The following is a 17674-nucleotide window of genomic DNA, read 5'->3' on the forward strand; positions in this document are numbered from 1 at the left end:
GGTCATGCACGCAACCATCAGGGACGTCGCCGCGCATTCCGGCGTGTCCATTGCCACCGTATCGCGTGCGCTCAACACGCCGGAGCTGCTCAATGCCGAGACGCTCGCGAAGGTGCGCGAGTCCATTGAAGCGCTCGACTTCATGCCGAGCGCACGCGGCCGGCAGCTTCGCGGCGTGCGCACACGGCTCGTCGGCGTGATCGTGCCCACGCTCGCCAATCCGGTGTTCGCGGAGTCGCTGCAAGGTATCGATGAAGCCGCGTCCGCCAGCGATTACCGGCTGATGCTGATGACGACCGCGTATGACAGCGCGCGTGAACGCCGCGCCATCGAGACCTTGCGCGAGCAACGCGTGGACGGCCTGATCGCGACCGTGGCCGATGCGGAATCCAATCCGCTGCTCGACGAACTCGACCGCATCCACTTGCCGTATGTGCTCGCGCATAACGACACGGTGCGCCGCGCGGCGGTATCGGTGGATAACCGGCGGGCTGCTCGCGATGGCGTGTTCGCGTTGCTGCAGCGCGGCCACAAGCGCGTGCTGATGCTGGCGGGATCGTTCGCGGAATCCGACCGCGCGCGCTTGCGGTATCGCGGCTATGAGAACGCGATGCTCGACGCCGGCCTCACGCCCTACGCGCCGCTCGAAATGGATTTCAACGCCGAGGAGTTGCCGCCGAGCCTGCTCGCGCATCTCTCCGACCCGTTGCGCCGTCCGACCGCGCTCTTTTGCAGCAACGACCGCCTCGCGATGATCGTGATTCGCGGCCTGCGTCACGCGGGCTTGTCCGTGCCTGGCGATATCTCCGTGCTTGGCTTCGACGGCATTCCGCTTGGCGAGTGGTTATCGACCGCGCTTTCCAGCGTCGCCACGCCGAATCGGGAGATTGGCCGGCATGCGTGGCTTCGTCTTGCGAAGCAACTGGGCTTGCCCGGCGACCCGGATGACGCGCTCGACCCCATTGCCTTCAAGTTGCCTCATAGCGTGCGAATCGGCGCGACTATCGCGTCATATATCGAACCCGCGGCCCGGATGGCCGCTCTCGAACCGGAGAACCCTGCATGAAAATCCGTCAAGTCCTCGCCACGCTGCTCGCAGCGACGGCCACCTTCTGCGCGGCCGGCGCGGCCCATGCCGAAGGCACCGCGATCTGCTACAACTGCCCGCCGGAATGGGCGGACTGGGCGAGCCAGATTGAAGCGATCCAGAAGCAAACGGGCATTCGCGTACCCTTCGATAACAAGAATTCGGGCCAGGCGATCGCGCAGATGATGGCCGAGCAGAAGAGCCCGATTGCGGACGTGGTGTATCTCGGCGTTTCGTCGGCGTTCCAGGCGAAGGACAAGGATCTCGTGCAGCCGTACAAGCCCGCGCACTGGAACGATATCCCTGCAGGCATGAAGGATCCGAACGGTTACTGGTTCGCAATCCACTCGGGCACGCTGGGCTTTTTCGTCAACAAGGACGCGCTCGATGGCAAGCCCGTGCCGCGTTCGTGGGCCGATCTGCTGAAGCCCGAATACAAGGGCATGGTGGGTTATCTCGATCCGTCGTCGGCGTTCGTGGGCTATGCGGGCGCGGTCGCGGTGAACCAGGCGCTCGGCGGCACGCTCGACAACTTCAAGCCCGGCCTCGACTGGTTCGCAAAGATGAAGGCGAACGCGCCGATCGTGCCGAAGCAGACCGCCTACGCACGCGTGATGTCCGGCGAAATTCCGATCCTGCTCGACTATGACTTCGATGCTTATCGTGCGAAATACAAGGATCACGCGAACGTGGAGTTCGTGATTCCGAAGGAGGGCACGATTGTCGTGCCGTATGTGATGAGCCTTGTGAAAGGCGCGCCGCATCAGGCGAATGGCGAGAAAGTGCTTGATTTCGTGCTGTCCGACGAAGGGCAACGTCTTTGGGCCAACGCGTTCCTGCGTCCGGTGCGCGGCGCTGCGTTGCCTCCCGACGTTGCCGCGAAGTTCCTGCCAGCTTCCGACTATGCGCGTGCGAAAGACGTGGATTTCGCGAAGATGGCCGCGAAACAAAGCGCATTCGGCGAAGAATATCTTCGTGTGATGCACTGACATTTCAGCCATGCAGGATTCCACCTTCTCCACGCGCGCGCGCATTGCAATGCTTGCACCGGCGCTCGCAGTATTCATCGCGTTCTGGCTGCTGCCGCTGGTGGCGCTGCTGCAGGCAAGCGCCGTGCCGAATGCGTTCACCGCGTATCGCGAGGTCCTGACCAATGCGCGATATCTGCATAGCCTCGCCGCGACGATTGCGTTGTCGGTGGCGGTGACGGCGGTGACGCTGGCATTATCGACGGTGGCGGGGTTGTTTCTCGCGCGCCGCGATGTACCGGCAAAGCGCTTGCTGGTCGCGCTGCTGACGTTTCCGCTGGCGTTCCCGGGCGTGGTGGTGGGATTCATGGTGATCATGCTCGCGGGGCGCCAGGGTTTGATTGGCGCTATCTCGACACGGCTGACGGGCGACCGCTGGGTGTTCGCGTATTCGCTCAGCGGCCTGTTTCTCGGCTACCTGTATTTCTCGATACCGCGCGTGATCGTGACCGTCATGGCGGCCGCAACCAAGCTCGACGCGTCGCTGGAAGAGGCGGCGCGTTCGCTGGGTGCGTCGCCCTGGCGGATCTTCGCCGATGTCGTCCTGCCCGCGCTGATGCCCGCGTTGATCGCGGCGGGCGCCGTATGTTTCGCGACCGCGATGGGCGCATTCGGCACCGCGTTCACGCTCGCCACCGACCTCGACGTCTTGCCTATGACCATCTACACCGAGTTCACCCTCAACGCGAATCTGGCGACGGCGGCGGCTTTGTCCATCGTGCTCGGCCTTGTGACGTGGGCCGTGCTCGCGGTCGCGCGCAGCCTCACGGGCGCGACTGTCGCGGCCACGGCGTGAGGTTGCGCGATGCCTGAATTCATGAAGCCGCGCGGCTTGCTCGTGGCCGGGCAAGTCATTGTCACGCTCGCGCTCGTTGCGTTCATGGTCGTGCCGGTTGTGATGTCGGTCATGGCCGGTCTGACCGTGAATTACTTTCGCGGGGTATCGAGCGGACTCACGCTCAAGTGGCTCGGACAGGTATGGGCGATGTACCAGGGCTCTGTGTGGTTATCCATAGAGATCGCGCTCGCCACGCTCGCTATCACGCTTGCGATAGGCGTGCCCGCTGCCTATGCGCTTGCGCGCAGCAACAGCCGCTCGGCGCGGTGGGTTGAAGAACTGCTCGTCTTGCCGATCGCGTTGCCCGGACTTGCCACGGCGCTCGCGCTGCTGTCCGTGTATGGCGGATGGAGCGCCTTCCGGTCGAGCATGTGGTTCATTGTGGCGGGACATGTTGTATTCACGCTGCCGTTCATGGTGCGCTCGGTCGCAGCCGTGTGCGCCGGAACGGATTTGCGCACAATGGAAGAAGGCGCGGCGAGTCTTGGCGCATCTTTCATGCAGCGTTTTCTCACCATTGTGTTGCCCAATGCGCGGCCCGGCATTGTTGCCGGCGCGCTTGCTGTGCTGACCTTGTCTATCGGCGAATTCAATCTTACGTGGATGCTTCATACGCCCGATACGAAGACTCTGCCCGTGGGACTCGCCGATGCATATGCGTCCATGCGGCTTGAAATCGGCAGCGCGTACACGATACTTTTCTTGTTGATGACCCTGCCGTTGCTGATCGCGATGCAGTGGCTCGGCGTCGATCCCGCCGGTGCGCAAAGTGCTCGCGCGGCGGCGAAGCGCAAGCGTGCGTTGCGGCGTGCGCCCGCGCTTGCCGAAGCCGAGCCTGTTCAAACCCCAACCGTCAAGACCGCGCGATGAGACTCGAAGCCGTTCCCGTCACCCTCAGCCGATGCGCGAAAACATTCCGCGGACAACGCGTGCTCGAACCCGTCGATCTGTCGATAGAACCCGGCGAAACGCTCGTTCTGCTCGGGCCATCCGGTTGTGGCAAGACGACTACCTTGCGCCTGATCGCCGGGCTCGAAAAACCCGATGCGGGCGGCCACGTCCGCTTTGGCGCGGACGATGTCACCGCGCTGCCCATTGAACGCCGTCAGGTTGGCATGGTGTTCCAGAACTACGCGTTGTTCCCCAACCTCACGGTGCGCGGCAACGTGGGTTATGGTCTGCGGATTCAGAAGGTGGATGCATCGGCGGCGCGTAGCCGGGTCGACGAATTGCTGGCGATGACAGAACTCACCGCGCACGCCGACAAGCCGATTACCGAGTTGTCGGGCGGACAACGTCAGCGCGTTGCGCTCGCGCGCGCGTTGGCGCCGAGGCCGCGCGTATTGTTGCTCGATGAACCCTTGACCGCGCTCGATGCACGCCTGCGCGAAACCTTGCGCGCCGAGATGAACGCGCTGTTGCGCGAGCTGCGCGTGACGAGCATTTATGTCACGCACGATCAGTCCGAGGCGATGGCGCTTGCTGATCGTATCGTGGTGATGAGCGCGGGACGGATCGAACAATGCGGTACACCGCGCGAAATTTATTATCGGCCGGCGACGCGCGCGGTCGCGCAGTTTATCGGCACGTTGAATCGCGTGGCGGCAGAATGCCGCGATGATGCGTTGATCGCCTCCGGCGGCACGATCGACGTAAAGGGACTTGTTGCGCAGTTACGTGTCCCGAATGGCGCACGCGCAGAAGTTTTCTTCAGGCCGGAAGACGCCGAACTCGTCAATCCCGAGTCCGCGCAATTACGCGGCACGGTTGAGTCGGCGGTGTTCCTGGGCGAACGCACGCGCCTGAAAATCAGGGATGCCGCCGCCGATGCCTTGATCGTCGATGTCCCAGGCCGCGTGGAACTGGCGCAGGGGACCATGGTAGGGATATCGGTACGCGACGAGGGCTGGGTCGCACTGCACTAAAACATCAGGAGAATGTTGTCATGCTGTTAGCTCAAATTTCCGATCTGCATATCAAGGTTCCGGGCGCGCTGGCGTATCGCAAGGTCGATACCGCTGCCTGCCTGCGCAAGTGCGTCGAGCGTCTCAACACGATGAGTCCGCGGCCCGACGCAGTTTTGGTGACCGGGGACCTGACCGACTTCGGGACGGTGGACGAGTATCGGCATGTGGCCGACTGTTTGAAGCCGCTGACGATGCCGGTGTATTTGATGGTCGGCAATCACGACGATCGGGCTGCGCTGCGCGAGGTTTTCGACACCGATTATTTGCAGAAAGAGGGTACAGGTACCGACTTCGTGCAATTCGCGTTCGACCTGGGCGAGTTGCGGATCATCGCGCTCGATTCGCAGATTCCTCGTGCAAGCCCGGGGACCTTGTGCGACGCACGCTTGCAATGGCTCGAACGGCAGTTGGACAAGGCGCGTGGCCGGCCGGTCATCGTGGCGCTGCATCATCCGCCGTTCGCGACCGGTATTGGGCATATGGACGATATGGCGCTCGATGCCGAAGCCGCGGCGAAGCTTGCGACGTTGATATCACGGCATCCGAACGTGGAGCGCGTGTTGTGCGGACATGTGCATCGGCCGGTGCATCGGCGTTTTGGCGCAACGATTGCATCCATAGCGCCATCGACCGCGCATCAGGTCGTGCTGGACCTTCACGCCGACGCGCCCTCGCGGTTCGTGCTCGAGCCCGGCGCGTTCGCACTGCATTACTGGAACGCCGATGTCGGGCTGGTCTCACATCACGCGTATGTGGAGCGGTTTGATGGACCGTATCCGTTTTTCGATGACGACGGGGCGCTGGTGGATTAGGGTAAGAGGCATCCCTTTACCTGACGATCGGACGCGTCCAACCACGGTCACGTTCCGCCAAAAACTCAAAAATAATGGCAGACGTAATCCAGCGTCTCGATCACCTCGATATCGAAACTCGTATTTGCCGGCACCGCGATCGATTCGCCCGGACCGTAATCGCGCCATTGGTCCTCGCCCGGATTGCGCACGCGGCAGCGTCCGGCGTTGACATCGATCTGCTCGGCGGCTTGCGTCGAGAATGTCAGCGATGCGGGGAAAATAACGCCTAGCGTCTTGCGCGTGCCGTCGCCAAGCAGAACGGTATGCGATACGCATTTCCCATCGAAGTAAATATTCGCGCGCTTGATGACCGAGGCGTTGTCGAATTGCGTGTTTGTCGTGTCCGATGTCATGCGTAAGAATCCTTTTTGTGGTTGATGTGCCGAGGACATTCTAATCGTGCCGCGAGACCATGTCGTTTAGCTTGACTGCGAGACCGAGCAGATTCAAACGGGAAAGCTGGTAGTGGACAAGATTTCCTTGAGCACCATGAAACTGCGCACTTGCCGTACGCCCGGCAGATAAAGCAATTGTTCGGCATGCAGCTTGTTGAAGCTCTCGCTGTCCCGTGTGCGGATCAGCATGAAGTAGTCGAATTCACCTGTCACCACGTGACATTCCATACACCCCGAAACTTTTTGCGCGGCTTTCTCAAAAGCGGCAAAGGACTCGGGCGTCGATCGATCCAGCACCACGCCGATCATCACCAGCATTCCGGCATTGAGCTTCTTGGGCGCAAGCAAAGCGACGATCCCGCTGATGAATCCCGCCTGCTTGAGCCTTTCCACGCGACGCAAGCAAGCTGGCGCGCTGAGATTGACCTTGGCCGCAAGCGCGACATTGGAGATGGATGCATCGCGCTGCAATTGCCGCAGGATTGCCCGGTCGACGCGGTCAACCTCATCGCCTGAGCGCTCAAGCGGCTCAACGTTCTTCGCACTTCGACCCAATCCAGAACGAACTTTTGTTGCGTTCATCAGCAATTCTCCGAACGTTAATTAAGCTAAGTACCCGATTAAAGCCCGCTAATAAAAATAATGCATTTATCTTTGCAACACCGCTTTCGGCGAATTTTTCTACCCTATTCGTATCGGCGCGTATCGGCGCAAATGGTTGCGGCGACTTGGCTGATCACAGGAGCGACATATGAATCTCAGGAAATTCCCGCGGCATGCGTTGACGTTCGGCCCCACGCCAATCCAGCCGCTCAAGCGTCTATCGGACCATCTTGGCGGCAAGGTCGAACTGTATGCCAAGCGTGAGGACTGCAATAGCGGCCTTGCATTCGGCGGCAATAAAACCCGCAAGCTCGAATATCTGGTTCCTGAAGCGCTCGCGCAGGGATGCGATACGCTGGTGTCAATCGGCGGAATTCAATCGAACCAGACGCGCTAGGTCGCCGCCGTCGCCGCGCATCTGGGCATGAAATGCGTGCTCGTGCAGGAAAACTGGGTCAACTATTCGGACGCCGTGTACGACCGCGTGGGCAACATCCAGATGTCGCGGATCATGGGCGCCGATGTCCGGCTCGTTGCGGACGGCTTCGACATCGGCTTTCGCAAGAGTTGGGAAGACGCGCTGGAAAGCGTGCGGCAGGCGGGCGGGAAACCTTATGCCATTCCGGCGGGATGCTCGGATCATCCGCTGGGCGGCCTTGGATTCGTTGGTTTTGCCGAGGAAGTGCGACAGCAGGAAGCGGAGCTTGGTTTCAAGTTCGATTACATTGTGGTGTGTTCGGTGACGGGCAGCACGCAGGCGGGCATGGTCGTCGGGTTCGCGGCGGATGGCCGCGCGGATCGTGTGATCGGGATCGATGCATCGGCCAAGCCCGAGAAGACACGCGAACAGATTCACCGGATCGCACGCAAGACGGCGGAGCAGGTGGAACTCGGACGCGACATCACGGCAAGCGATATTGTCCTGGACGAGCGTTACGGCGGCCCCGAATATGGTCTGCCGAATCAGGGCACACTCGACGCAATCCGGCTATGCGCAAAGCTCGAGGGCGTGCTGACCGATCCCGTATATGAAGGCAAGTCGATGCATGGAATGATCGACAAGGTCACGCGTGGTGAATTCCCGGCGGGATCGAAAGTGCTTTATGCGCACCTGGGCGGCGTGCCGGCGCTCAATGCGTACAGCTTCATCTTTCGCGAGGGCTAAGAGCAAGGGAATAAATCGGCTCGACCAGCCGTTTTGTAAGCTGTACGCTGAAGCAAGCCACGCGTTTCGTAAGGCATGAATGCTGCCGGAAATGCAAAAGCGAATTGGATTTAAGCAACGGAATAGACCCGGAGTGTGAGGTGTTGTGTCAAGGCAGCCAGGAAAAACCCAAAACGGTAACGGCTGCAACTACTTCACACTTACGGGTTCCACCATGCTCAACTCGCTCATTTCCCGCCGTAGCCTGATTGCAACTGGAATGCTGGCGTCAGCTGGCGCGGCGCTGTCAAAGCTTGCTTTCGGCGCCACGCCGCAAGACAAGTCCGGCAAAATGCAGGCCGAAGCCAAGCCAACGCTTGGCGTCGTGCCGGCTTATCTGGGGTCGTCGCCGCAAACGCTGCCGCCGCTCCCATACGCGGAAAATGCGCTTGAGCCGGTCATTTCGGCACGTACCATCAGCTTTCATTATGGCAAGCATCATCGTGCGTATTTCGACAATCTGCATAAGCTGCTGGCCGGCACGCCGCTGGCTCAGGCGTCGCTTGAGCAATTGATCGTGCAAACGCATGACCAGCCCAATCTCGCCGATGTTTTCAATAACGCGGCGCAGGCTTGGAACCATAACTTCTACTGGAATTCCCTGAGTCCGGCCGCCACGCAGCCAAGCGAGAAACTTCAGGCGGCCATTGCGCGGAAATTCGGTTCTGTCGAGTCGTTGACCAAGGCATTGGTTGCGACCTCGGCATCGCAATTCGGCAGCGGCTGGGGTTGGCTCGTCGTGGATCAGGGCGAGCTTGCCGTGGTTAAAACGAGCAACGCGGAAACACCGTTCACGCGCGGTCTCGCACCGCTTCTGACCGTGGACGTATGGGAACATGCCTATTACCTGGACTATCAAAATCGCCGCCCGGACTATCTGGTCGCAACGGTTTCGCAGCATTTGAACTGGGCGTTTGCATCGGCAAATCTGGACCGGGTTTGATCGTGCGGGGCGTCGCGCAAGCAATGTGAAGGCACGCAAGGCGGCGCATGGTTTGTAGTTCACCGGCAACTATTCAGGCGGGAATTTCATGTCCATTTTATTGATTCGTTCCAGGCGCGCGGGCCGCAAGGCTGTTTTATTCATTTCCGCAATGGCAGCAATGGCCGCGTGTTCCGCTGCGCTGGCCGCGTCGTCCATTGAGCCGCCACAAGCGGAACAAGTGATGGCGACGACCGCTTCCGGCGTGCAGGTCTATTCGTGCGAGTACGATGCAGATCATCACTTGGCGTGGGTATTCAAGAGCCCGCTCGCAACGCTTTACGATACCAGTGGGCAAGCTGTAATCAAGCACGCGGCCGGCCCGTCATGGCAAGCGGAAGACGGCAGCCGTATAGTCGGTCATGTGATTGCACAAGCGCCGAGCAACACGCCTGCAAGCATTGCGCAGTTGTTGCTGGAGACGCACAGTACGGGTGGTAGCGGAACGCTGTCCAGTATTCGATTTGTTCAGCGCATCAATACTGTCGGCGGCTTGATGCCGGCCAGTGCATGTACGGCCGAACATCAGGCAGGCAGCTCACCGTACCTGACGAATTACGTTTTCTACAAGTAGCAAAAACGGCGTGCTGATTTTTCCAAGGACAACCATGACTCAATCCAGATTGTTATCGAGCTTGCATACCATTCGCGCTGGACTGCTTGTGGCGGGATTGATCTCGTTGTCCGCCTGCACCGCAATCGGCGTGGTGACGCATTCTGTATCGCCGGATGAGGCGAGCGTGCCCGCCGGGCGCTATCAGCTCGACGCGCATCATTGGAATGTCAGCTTCGACGTCGATCACTTCAAGTATTCACGCTTCGTCATGCGCTTCGACAAGGTCGATGCGCAGTTGAACTGGAACGCGGGCGGCCTGGATCAAAGTACGGTGGAAGCGACTATCGACGCAAACAGTCTCGACACCAACGTTCCGATCCTCAACAAGATGATCAAGGGCAACGACGTTCTGAATGTGGATATGTATCCGACTATCCGCTTCGTCAGCACGCAATTCAAACGCACGGGCGACCAGAAGGGTGAGTTGACCGGTGACCTCACCATTCGTGGCACGCCCCGTCCCGTGACGCTGGCGGTGACCTTCAACGGACATGCGAAGGATCCGCTAACGAAGAAGGAGACACTTGGTTTTTCCGCCGATGGTCACTTCAGCCGAGCCCAATTTGGATTGTCGACGTGGTATCCGGCAGTAGGCGACGACGTGCATGTTGCAATCCAGGCGGAGTTCGATGCCGAAGATAAGCCGGCAACGTCTCAGTAAGCCAATGCTGTGTCTGAAAGCGCGCGTGGACTTCGGTCCAGGCGCGCTTTTTTTATTGCTCAAATAGGTTAGTAATCCGATCTTCACCAGCACGCTGTTCGCACTGTGAGTCTATTGCGTGGCGTGTACTTACGCGATTCGATCGCGGCCAGGAACGCTTGTTTCATTCAGAAACATTTTGAATGAAGCGGCAGGAAATCGAATCGGAATAAACCCGGGCTCAGGATGTTCTGTTAGGTAAGAGGCGCGTTGATCGTTGCCTGACGAGTTACCTAACCGAGTCGTTCCGAAGTCCCGACATGACACTTGAATTCATCACGCATATCGAATGGGCCGGCTGGCTCGAGGACATATCCACAACGCTTCCCTGCGGTGTCGATCTCGAATATGACCCTTCATTCCGGTTGCTCGAAGAAGCGGTGAACGGGAAGCCGGAAGCGGAATACGGGAAGACCATTGTTGCAGCCGTGCCGCCGGACTGGAAAGCGGCAAATACCTTGTGCGCCGAGTTGATGTCGCGCAGCCGTGATTTGAGGGTCGTTGCGTACCTGTCGCGAGCGCGTCTTGCAAGTGTCGGCGTTGCTGGACTTGCCGATGGACTCGCGCTTGCCCATGGCCTCCTGCAGCAGCATTGGCACCATGTCCATCCGCAACTTGACGCCGGAGACAACAACGATCCAACCGCCCGCATCAATGCGCTCGCCGCGTTCGTGGACAAATCGGGCGTGCTTGACGAGCTTCTCGACACGCCGTTGCTTCCCCAGCTTTCCTCGCAAACGTTGCCGGTCACCTTGCGCGACTGGTCTTATGCGAATGGCGACATGACGGCGCCCCCGGGCCGGGCCGTCATGAGCCTCGCAGAAATCGAAGCGGCAATCACGGCCGCCATTGATCACGCGAGATTGCTCAAGGCCTCGTTCAGCGCCGCGCTTGCGCACGCCGAGCGGATTGAAGTTGTCTTGACGGAACACGTTGGCATGGCGCAGGCGTTGGATCTCTCCGCCTTGAAGACGCCATTGCGGAGAGGCGAATCGCTGATTGGCGAGTGCCTGTCGAAGCTGGATATCGACAAGACACCCGAACCCGAAACGCTTGCTGCTGGGCAGCTATCGGCCATAGTGGATGCCGCAGTACCGTCGACACACCAACTCGCGACACGCGCCGATGTCATCGCCATGCTCGACCGGCTTTGCGACTACTACGCGCGCCACGAACCATCCAGTCCCGTGCCCTTGTTGTTGCAGCGTGCGCGTGGACTGGTCGACAAGTCGTTTGTCGACCTGCTGAAGGACCTTGCACCCGAAGGGCTGGCTCAACTGACCAGCGTAGTTGGGGCGGCCGGCGTGCCGGCATCCGAATAACTCGTTCGATTCATCACTGGAGAACAGGAATATGGCTAAGGAAAGCAGTCAGAAATTCATCGCGCGCAATCGTGCGCCGCGCGTGCAGATTGAATACGACGTCGAAGTCTATGGGTCGGAGAAGAAGGTGAATCTGCCCTTTGTAATGGGCGTGTTATCCGATCTGTCGGGGACACCCGAAGAATCGCTGCAGCCCGTAGCCGACCGCAAGTTTCTTGAGATCGACATCGATAACTTCGACGAACGCCTGCGTTCCATGAAGCCGCGCGTTGCCATGCAGGTCGAGAACAGGTTGACCGGCAACGGCAAGATGGGCGTGGACATGACCTTCGAAAGCATGGATGACTTCTCGCCCGCGGCAATTGCCCGCAAGGTAGAGCCGCTCGCAAAACTGCTCGAGGCACGCAGTCAGTTGCAAAACCTGCTGACTTATATGGACGGCAAGACCGACGCGGAAAAGCTGGTCAGCAAGCTGCTCGAAGATCCGGCTCTTCTCAGCGCGCTTGCATCAGCGCCCAAGCCGCAAGAGTGATCTTCCGGGTCCCAATCTTCATCAACCAGCAAGCCAGGAGGAACAATCATGGCAGAAGCCAGCGACAACATGCAGCAACCGGCGAACCCGCAAGAAGTGCAAACAGCCGAGGCGGATGCATCCGGCGAGTTTGGCCGACTCCTGCAAAAGGCGTTCAAGCCACGTACCGACAAAGCCAAGGAAGCCGTTGAAAGCGCTGTGCGCACGCTCGCGGAACAAGTGCTGCAAGACACGCATCTTGTATCCGACGACGCGCTCGCGACCATTGAATCGCTGATTGCAAAGATCGATGAAAAGCTTGGCGCGCAAGTGAACGTGATCCTGCATACCGAGCAATTCCAGCAACTCGAAAGCGCGTGGCGTGGCCTGCACTATCTCGTGACGAACACGGAAAGCGACGAGACGCTCAAGCTGCGCGTGCTCAACATTTCGAAGAATGATCTGCATCGCTCGTTGCGCAAGTACAAGGGCGTTGCATGGGATCAAAGCCCGCTTTTCAAAAAGCTTTATGAAGAAGAGTATGGTCAGTTCGGCGGCGAACCCTATGGCGCACTGGTAGCGGATTACTATTTCGACAACAGCGGCCCGGACGTCGATTTCCTGACGCAGATGGGCAAGATTTCCGCAGCGGCACATGCGCCGTTTATTGCCGGCGCGGATCCCGCGGTGATGCTGATGGATTCATGGCAAGAACTCGCCAATCCTCGCGACCTCACCAAGATCTTCCAGACGCCGGAACACGCCGCATGGCGTTCCCTGCGCGACTCTGAAGACTCGCGCTACATTGGTCTTGCCATGCCGCGTTTCCTCGCACGCACGCCTTATGGTGCGAAGACGAGCCCGGTTGAAGAGTTCGATTTCGAAGAAGATACGGCTGGCGCGGATGCGTCGAAGTACGCATGGGCAAACGCAGCCTATGCGATGGCGGTCAATATAAACCGCTCGTTCAAGACCTATGGCTGGTGCTCGCGGATTCGCGGCATAGAGTCGGGCGGCGCGGTGGAGAATCTGCCGGTTCACGCGTTCCCGACCGATGACGGCGGTGTCGATATGAAATGCCCGACTGAAATCGCAATCAGCGACCGCCGCGAAGCAGAACTGGCGAAGAACGGTTTCATGCCGCTCGTGCACAAGAAGAATTCGGATTTCGCCGCTTTCATTGGCGCGCAATCGTTGAACAAGCCAATCGAATACGAAGATCCCGACGCAACCGCCAATGCAAATCTGGCAGCGCGCTTGCCTTATCTGTTTGCTTGCGGCCGTTTCGCACATTACCTGAAGTGTATTGCGCGCGACAAGGTCGGCAGCTTCAAAGAGAAGGATGACATGCAGCGCTGGCTGCAGGACTGGATTCTTCAATACGTGGATGGTGATCCGGAGAACTCATCGGAACTCACCAAGGCCCGCCGGCCGCTGGCTGCCGCAGAAGTGGTCGTGGAAGAAGTGGAAGGCAACCCGGGTTACTACACATCGAAGTTTTTCTTGCGTCCGCATTATCAGCTTGAGGGCCTGACGGTCTCGTTGCGTCTGGTGTCGAAGCTTCCTTCAGCAAAAGCCGCGTAATCAATTTTGGTTCATCGGGTAAAGACCGTACGTTTTTTAACGCAACAATCTAATTAGGAAACCAAATCATGGCAGTCGATATTTTCTTGGATCTCGGTACAGTCAAGGGCGAATCGCTGGATTCGGTACATAAGGATGAGATCGACATCCTCTCGTGGAGCTGGGGCATGAGCCAGTCTGGAACAATGCACCTCGGTACGGGCGGTGGCGGAGGCAAGGTTGCGGTCCACGACCTTTCGATCACCAAATACACGGACCGCGCCACGCCGTCCATTGTCACGGCATGTACCACGGGCAAGCACTATCCGACCGGCAAGCTGACGGTACGCAAGGCCGGTGGAACGAAGCCGCTCGAGTACTACATCATCGAGATGGAAAAAGTGCTGGTCACGAACTACGCGACAGGTGGTTCGGACGGAGAAGATCGTTTCACGGAGACCGTCACGCTCAACTTCGAGAAATTTCACGTGAGCTATCAGCAACAGGATCCGACGTCCGGCTCGGCATTGGGCGGCGTGGTCGAAAGCAAGTGGAATATCCCTGCTAACGCGGAAGCCTGATTGTGACGAAGCCGCCCACGATCGCGCGCAATGCGGGGCGCATCCAGCCCTCGCTGCTCGAACGTCTCACCGATCACGAGCCCGAGGCGACCCGCGAAGTACGGGAACAGCGGGCGAGTTCCGCTCGTGCGTTGCGCCAGAGCGTGATGCGCGATCTTGGATGGCTCCTGAATGCGCAGGGAATATCGTCATCACAGGACATTGGGCGCTTTCCTGGCGTCGCGGATTCGGTGCTGAATTTCGGGTTTTCCGACCTTGCGGGCAAGAGCGCGTCGAACATCGACATAGTGCAGATCGAGCGCCTGATGGCCGACACCATCCGTGCGTTCGAGCCGCGAATTCTTCCCGGCACATTGCGCGTGCGGGCGGTGCAATCGGGCGAAACCACGGGGCAACACAACGCCATTGCGTTCATCGTGGAAGGGGATTTGCACGCCCATCCGGTGCCTGAACGTCTTTATTTGCGGACCGAACTCGACCTCGAAGCAGGGAAGGTCAACGTATCCGAGCAAGCGGATACGCGCTGAAACACAAGGCCCCAACCATGAACCCAAAACTGATTGAGTACTACAGCCAGGAGCTTCAGCACGTCCGTGAAATGGGCGGGGAATTTGCGAAGGCGTTCCCCAAGGTCGCGGGACGGCTGGGGCTTGAAAGCTTCGAGTGCGCCGATCCTTACGTTGAGCGCTTGCTGGAAGGCTTCAGCTTTCTCTCGGCGCGCGTGCAGATGAAGATCGACGCCGAGTTTCCGCGCTTCACGCAGCATCTGGCCGAGCTTGTGTATCCGCATTATCTTGCGCCCACGCCGGCAATGACGATCGTGGAGATACAACCGGACATGACGCATCCGGCGCTTCCCGAAGGGGTACAGATTCCGCGTGGCACGGCGCTGCACGGACGGCTCGATGGAGACAGTTCCACGCGTTGCGAATTTCGAACGGCGCATGCAATCACCATGTGGCCTATCGAGTTGACCGAAGCGCGCATGTTCACGCATACGGGAACGCTTGGCGGTGTGAACGTGACCTTGCCGCGTGGCGTCAAGGCGGGTTTGCGTCTGCGCTTGCGGGCGCTGAACAACCAGAAGATCGGTGATATTTCGCTGGATAATCTGCCGCTTTATTTGCGTGGCGCAGAGGGATTGCCAGCGCGTTTGTACGAGTTGCTGCTCGGCTCCACGCTCGGTGTGGTTGTTGAAGGCAAGCTGTTGCCAGCATCCTCCATCAGGCCGCTAGGCTTTTCCGACGACGAAGCCTTGCTCCCCGTCAGCAGCCAGTCGTTCCCCGGTTATCGCTTGCTGCAGGAGTATTTCGCGTTTGCGCAGCGCTTCATGTTTGTTTCCATCGATGGGCTCAAGCCGCACATGGCCCGTTGCAACAGCGATGAAATCGAGTTGATCGTGTTGCTCTCGCGCGCGGATCAGGCGCTTGAACAGCTTGTCGATGCATCGCATTTCGCGCTGCACTGCACGCCGTGCATCAACTTGTTTCCGCGTCGCACTGACCGCATTGCAGTGACCGGCGAGCAGTTCGAGCATCACGTGGTGGTGGACCGCACGCGGCCGATGGATTTCGAGGTTTATCAGGTTCAGGACGTAACCGGATATCGCGCAGGCGGCGGCGCGGAGTTGCCATTTCAGCCGTTTTATCGCGCACGGGACATGGGCATTCCCGACTCGGGCGTCGGTGCGTTTTACCAGGTACGCCGCGAGAAACGCTTGCCATCTTCGCGACAAAATGAACGCGGCGTGCGCTCGAACTATCTTGGCAGCGAGACCTTTATCGCGCTTGTCGATACAACCGACGCCCCATATCCCGGCGAGCTTCATCAGCTTGGCCTGAGCGTGCTGTGCACCAATCGCGACCTGACGCTGACCATGCCGCTTGGGGACAGCGCCACCGATTTCACCGTCGATCTGGAAGTACCGGTGCTCAGCGCGCGTTGCATTGCCGGTCCGAGCAGGCCTTTGCCGTCGTATGCGGAAGGTCCGGTCGCGTGGCGCCTGTTGAGCCACTTGTCGCTGAACTATGCGTCGCTGGTGGATGGCAACGACGGTCAGGGCGCGCAAGCCATGCGCGATTTGCTCGGCCTGTATGCGCCTGCCGGTGACGGCGCTGCGGCAAGGCAGGTGGACGGCCTTCGCTCCATAGATACGCAGCCGGTTACGCGTCGTTTGCCGTCGCGCGGACCCATTGTGTTCGGCCGCGGTCTTGAGATCAACCTGCTGATCGATGAAACCGCTTTCGAGGGTGCAAGCGCGTTTCTTTTTGGCGCCGTGCTGGCGCGCTTCTTCACGCAATACGTGTCGCTGAATTCGTTCACCGAGACGGTGGTCACGAGCGCGGCGCGCGGTGAAATCATGCGATGGGCACCGGGGAGCGGACTATGCAAAACGCTGTGACTGTCCTCGCCCGCCTTTCCGCCGATGCCACGCGCTTCGACTTTTTCCAGGCCGTGCGTTTGCTCGAATGCGCATATCCGCGCTTGCCGCGCGTGGGTTCTTCCTTGCGTCCGCGCGATGACGCGGTGCGCTTTGGCCAGGAACCGGATCTCATCTTTTTTCCGGCCACGCTGCGCAATTTCATCGTGAACGAGGACGCCAGGACAGCGCCCACGCTCGTTGTGAATTTCTTCGGACTGCTGGGCCCGAATGGTCCGATGCCCACGCATCTCACCGAGTACATCCGCGACCGGTCGCGCAACGCAGGCGATCCGACCTTCGCGCGTTTTCTCGACGTGTTCCATCATCGCATGACGTCGCTTTTTTATCGGTCGTGGGCGGTGGCGCAGCCGACTGTCAGTCTCGACCGGAACAACGGTGACCGGTTTTCGGCCTATGTGGGCAGCACGTTCGGACTGGGTGAACCGGCGCTGCGCAATCGCGACAGCATCCCTGATTTTGCGAAGCTTCATTTTGCCGGCGTGCTCAGCGGTCCGACACGTCACGCCGCGGGCTTGCGTCTCGTGCTGATGCGCTTTTTTAACGTCCCGGTGGAGGTCAAGGAGAACGTCGGGCACTGGATCGACTTTCCGGCGCGCTCGCTGAGCCGTCTCGGCGCCGCTGACGAAAGCGGCCGTCTGGGCCTCGGCACCATGCTCGGCGCTCGCGCGTGGGACCGGCAGCACAAGTTTCGCGTTGCACTCGGGCCGCTTTCGATGGCCGACTATCAGCGGTTTCTTCCGGGCGGCGCGAGCCTCGTGCGCCTCGCCGACTGGATCCGCAACTACGTGCGCGACCCGCTCGAATGGGATCTGAACCTGCAACTGCGTCGCGCCGACGTCCCGCTTCTTGCACTCGGGCGGCATCAGCGTCTTGGTTACACGACCTGGCTGCTATCGCGTCCGGCTGCAACCGACGCCACGCAACTCCTACTCAAACCCCTCGGTCCCGGTGGCCGCGTCAAGACTCTCGCACAGGATTAA

Annotated in this window: 17 protein-coding genes and 2 pseudogenes; 17 read left to right on the plus strand and 2 right to left on the minus strand. The window is 59.7% G+C overall.

Annotated elements, in window-relative coordinates; genetic code table 11:
- The first annotated feature begins 4 nt into the window (after positions 1 to 4).
- From AWB64_RS28400 to AWB64_RS28425, 6 genes and pseudogenes are all read left to right on the plus strand, one after another.
- Positions 5 to 1066 carry a substrate-binding domain-containing protein gene (locus AWB64_RS28400; RefSeq protein ID WP_060858745.1) on the plus strand — a complete coding sequence of 354 codons (1062 nt, stop codon included), beginning with the start codon at positions 5 to 7 and terminating at the stop codon, positions 1064 to 1066.
- Positions 1063 to 2076, plus strand: coding sequence for an ABC transporter substrate-binding protein (locus AWB64_RS28405; protein ID WP_060858746.1), 1014 nt, complete (start codon positions 1063 to 1065; stop codon positions 2074 to 2076). The genes AWB64_RS28400 and AWB64_RS28405 overlap by 4 nt, the downstream gene beginning before the upstream one ends.
- A 10-nt stretch (positions 2077 to 2086) precedes the next feature.
- Positions 2087 to 2911, plus strand: a complete 825-nt coding sequence (locus tag AWB64_RS28410; protein WP_060858747.1) for an ABC transporter permease — start codon at positions 2087 to 2089, stop codon at positions 2909 to 2911.
- A 39-nt stretch (positions 2912 to 2950) separates the two neighbouring features.
- A pseudogene (locus AWB64_RS28415) lies at positions 2951 to 3823 on the plus strand (ABC transporter permease); the annotation flags it as partial.
- Positions 3820 to 4878 carry an ABC transporter ATP-binding protein gene (locus AWB64_RS28420; protein ID WP_060858748.1) on the plus strand — a complete coding sequence of 353 codons (1059 nt, stop codon included), beginning with the start codon at positions 3820 to 3822 and terminating at the stop codon, positions 4876 to 4878. The pseudogene AWB64_RS28415 and the gene AWB64_RS28420, both read left to right, overlap by 4 nt.
- A 20-nt stretch (positions 4879 to 4898) precedes the next feature.
- Positions 4899 to 5732 carry a phosphodiesterase gene (locus tag AWB64_RS28425; protein ID WP_060858749.1) on the plus strand — a complete coding sequence of 278 codons (834 nt, stop codon included), beginning with the start codon at positions 4899 to 4901 and terminating at the stop codon, positions 5730 to 5732.
- Between the two features lie 65 nt (positions 5733 to 5797).
- Here AWB64_RS28425 and ppnP read toward each other — a convergent pair whose 3' ends face one another.
- On the minus strand, positions 5798 to 6127 hold the full coding sequence (ppnP, locus tag AWB64_RS28430) for a pyrimidine/purine nucleoside phosphorylase (protein ID WP_060858750.1): 330 nt from the start codon (positions 6125 to 6127) through the stop codon (positions 5798 to 5800).
- 93 nt (positions 6128 to 6220) lie between these two features.
- On the minus strand, positions 6221 to 6751 hold the full coding sequence (locus AWB64_RS28435) for an Lrp/AsnC family transcriptional regulator (protein ID WP_060858751.1): 531 nt from the start codon (positions 6749 to 6751) through the stop codon (positions 6221 to 6223).
- A 169-nt stretch (positions 6752 to 6920) separates the two neighbouring features.
- Between AWB64_RS28435 and AWB64_RS28440 the strand changes: the two are divergent.
- The 11 genes and pseudogenes from AWB64_RS28440 (at position 6921) to tssG (ending at position 17674) form a co-directional block, all read left to right on the plus strand.
- Positions 6921 to 7937, plus strand: a pseudogene (locus AWB64_RS28440) (1-aminocyclopropane-1-carboxylate deaminase).
- Between the two features lie 214 nt (positions 7938 to 8151).
- Positions 8152 to 8919, plus strand: coding sequence for a superoxide dismutase (locus AWB64_RS28445; RefSeq protein WP_060858752.1), 768 nt, complete (start codon positions 8152 to 8154; stop codon positions 8917 to 8919).
- Between the two features lie 151 nt (positions 8920 to 9070).
- The gene (locus AWB64_RS28450) at positions 9071 to 9532 is read left to right on the plus strand and encodes a DUF3455 domain-containing protein (protein ID WP_060858781.1); all 462 of its coding nucleotides are present in this window, start codon (positions 9071 to 9073) and stop codon (positions 9530 to 9532) included.
- A 34-nt stretch (positions 9533 to 9566) separates the two neighbouring features.
- Positions 9567 to 10235 carry a YceI family protein gene (locus AWB64_RS28455; protein WP_060858753.1) on the plus strand — a complete coding sequence of 223 codons (669 nt, stop codon included), beginning with the start codon at positions 9567 to 9569 and terminating at the stop codon, positions 10233 to 10235.
- 299 nt (positions 10236 to 10534) lie between these two features.
- Positions 10535 to 11596 carry a type VI secretion system protein TssA gene (gene tssA / locus AWB64_RS28460; RefSeq protein WP_060858754.1) on the plus strand — a complete coding sequence of 354 codons (1062 nt, stop codon included), beginning with the start codon at positions 10535 to 10537 and terminating at the stop codon, positions 11594 to 11596.
- Between the two features lie 31 nt (positions 11597 to 11627).
- Positions 11628 to 12128, plus strand: a complete 501-nt coding sequence (gene tssB, locus AWB64_RS28465; RefSeq protein ID WP_060858755.1) for a type VI secretion system contractile sheath small subunit — start codon at positions 11628 to 11630, stop codon at positions 12126 to 12128.
- Positions 12129 to 12197: 69 nt separating this feature from the next.
- Positions 12198 to 13691: a type VI secretion system contractile sheath large subunit gene (gene tssC, locus AWB64_RS28470; protein ID WP_060858782.1), complete on the plus strand. Its 1494-nt coding sequence runs from the start codon at positions 12198 to 12200 to the stop codon at positions 13689 to 13691.
- Between the two features lie 68 nt (positions 13692 to 13759).
- A complete protein-coding gene (locus AWB64_RS28475) occupies positions 13760 to 14251 on the plus strand; it encodes an Hcp family type VI secretion system effector (RefSeq protein WP_060858756.1) in 492 nt (163 codons plus the stop codon).
- 2 nt (positions 14252 to 14253) lie between these two features.
- Positions 14254 to 14778, plus strand: a complete 525-nt coding sequence (tssE, locus tag AWB64_RS28480; RefSeq protein ID WP_082850672.1) for a type VI secretion system baseplate subunit TssE — start codon at positions 14254 to 14256, stop codon at positions 14776 to 14778.
- Between the two features lie 17 nt (positions 14779 to 14795).
- Positions 14796 to 16652 carry a type VI secretion system baseplate subunit TssF gene (gene tssF / locus AWB64_RS28485; protein ID WP_060858757.1) on the plus strand — a complete coding sequence of 619 codons (1857 nt, stop codon included), beginning with the start codon at positions 14796 to 14798 and terminating at the stop codon, positions 16650 to 16652.
- Complete coding sequence (gene tssG, locus AWB64_RS28490; protein WP_060858758.1) at positions 16637 to 17674, plus strand: type VI secretion system baseplate subunit TssG; 1038 nt, start codon at positions 16637 to 16639, stop codon at positions 17672 to 17674. Before tssF ends, tssG begins: the two co-directional genes overlap by 16 nt.

Origin of the sequence: Caballeronia sordidicola (assembly GCF_001544455.2) — a bacterium.
Classification (GTDB): domain Bacteria; phylum Pseudomonadota; class Gammaproteobacteria; order Burkholderiales; family Burkholderiaceae; genus Caballeronia; species Caballeronia sordidicola.

Bases quoted from the DNA above. Each gene is read 5' to 3' on its own strand.
- AWB64_RS28405 (WP_060858746.1), top strand. From the start codon at position 1,063: ATGAAAATCCGTCAAGTCCTCGCCACGCTGCTCGCAGCGACGGCCACC.
- tssA (WP_060858754.1), top strand. From the start codon at position 10,535: ATGACACTTGAATTCATCACGCATATCGAATGGGCCGGCTGGCTCGAG.
- AWB64_RS28445 (WP_060858752.1), top strand. From the start codon at position 8,152: ATGCTCAACTCGCTCATTTCCCGCCGTAGCCTGATTGCAACTGGAATG.
- tssG (WP_060858758.1), top strand. From the start codon at position 16,637: ATGCAAAACGCTGTGACTGTCCTCGCCCGCCTTTCCGCCGATGCCACG.
- AWB64_RS28420 (WP_060858748.1), top strand. From the start codon at position 3,820: ATGAGACTCGAAGCCGTTCCCGTCACCCTCAGCCGATGCGCGAAAACA.
- AWB64_RS28455 (WP_060858753.1), top strand. From the start codon at position 9,567: ATGACTCAATCCAGATTGTTATCGAGCTTGCATACCATTCGCGCTGGA.
- tssB (WP_060858755.1), top strand. From the start codon at position 11,628: ATGGCTAAGGAAAGCAGTCAGAAATTCATCGCGCGCAATCGTGCGCCG.
- tssC (WP_060858782.1), top strand. From the start codon at position 12,198: ATGCAGCAACCGGCGAACCCGCAAGAAGTGCAAACAGCCGAGGCGGAT.
- tssF (WP_060858757.1), top strand. From the start codon at position 14,796: ATGAACCCAAAACTGATTGAGTACTACAGCCAGGAGCTTCAGCACGTC.
- AWB64_RS28410 (WP_060858747.1), top strand. From the start codon at position 2,087: ATGCAGGATTCCACCTTCTCCACGCGCGCGCGCATTGCAATGCTTGCA.
- ppnP (WP_060858750.1), bottom strand. From the start codon at position 6,127: ATGACATCGGACACGACAAACACGCAATTCGACAACGCCTCGGTCATC.
- AWB64_RS28425 (WP_060858749.1), top strand. From the start codon at position 4,899: ATGCTGTTAGCTCAAATTTCCGATCTGCATATCAAGGTTCCGGGCGCG.
- AWB64_RS28450 (WP_060858781.1), top strand. From the start codon at position 9,071: ATGGCAGCAATGGCCGCGTGTTCCGCTGCGCTGGCCGCGTCGTCCATT.
- AWB64_RS28435 (WP_060858751.1), bottom strand. From the start codon at position 6,751: ATGAACGCAACAAAAGTTCGTTCTGGATTGGGTCGAAGTGCGAAGAAC.
- AWB64_RS28400 (WP_060858745.1), top strand. From the start codon at position 5: ATGCACGCAACCATCAGGGACGTCGCCGCGCATTCCGGCGTGTCCATT.
- AWB64_RS28475 (WP_060858756.1), top strand. From the start codon at position 13,760: ATGGCAGTCGATATTTTCTTGGATCTCGGTACAGTCAAGGGCGAATCG.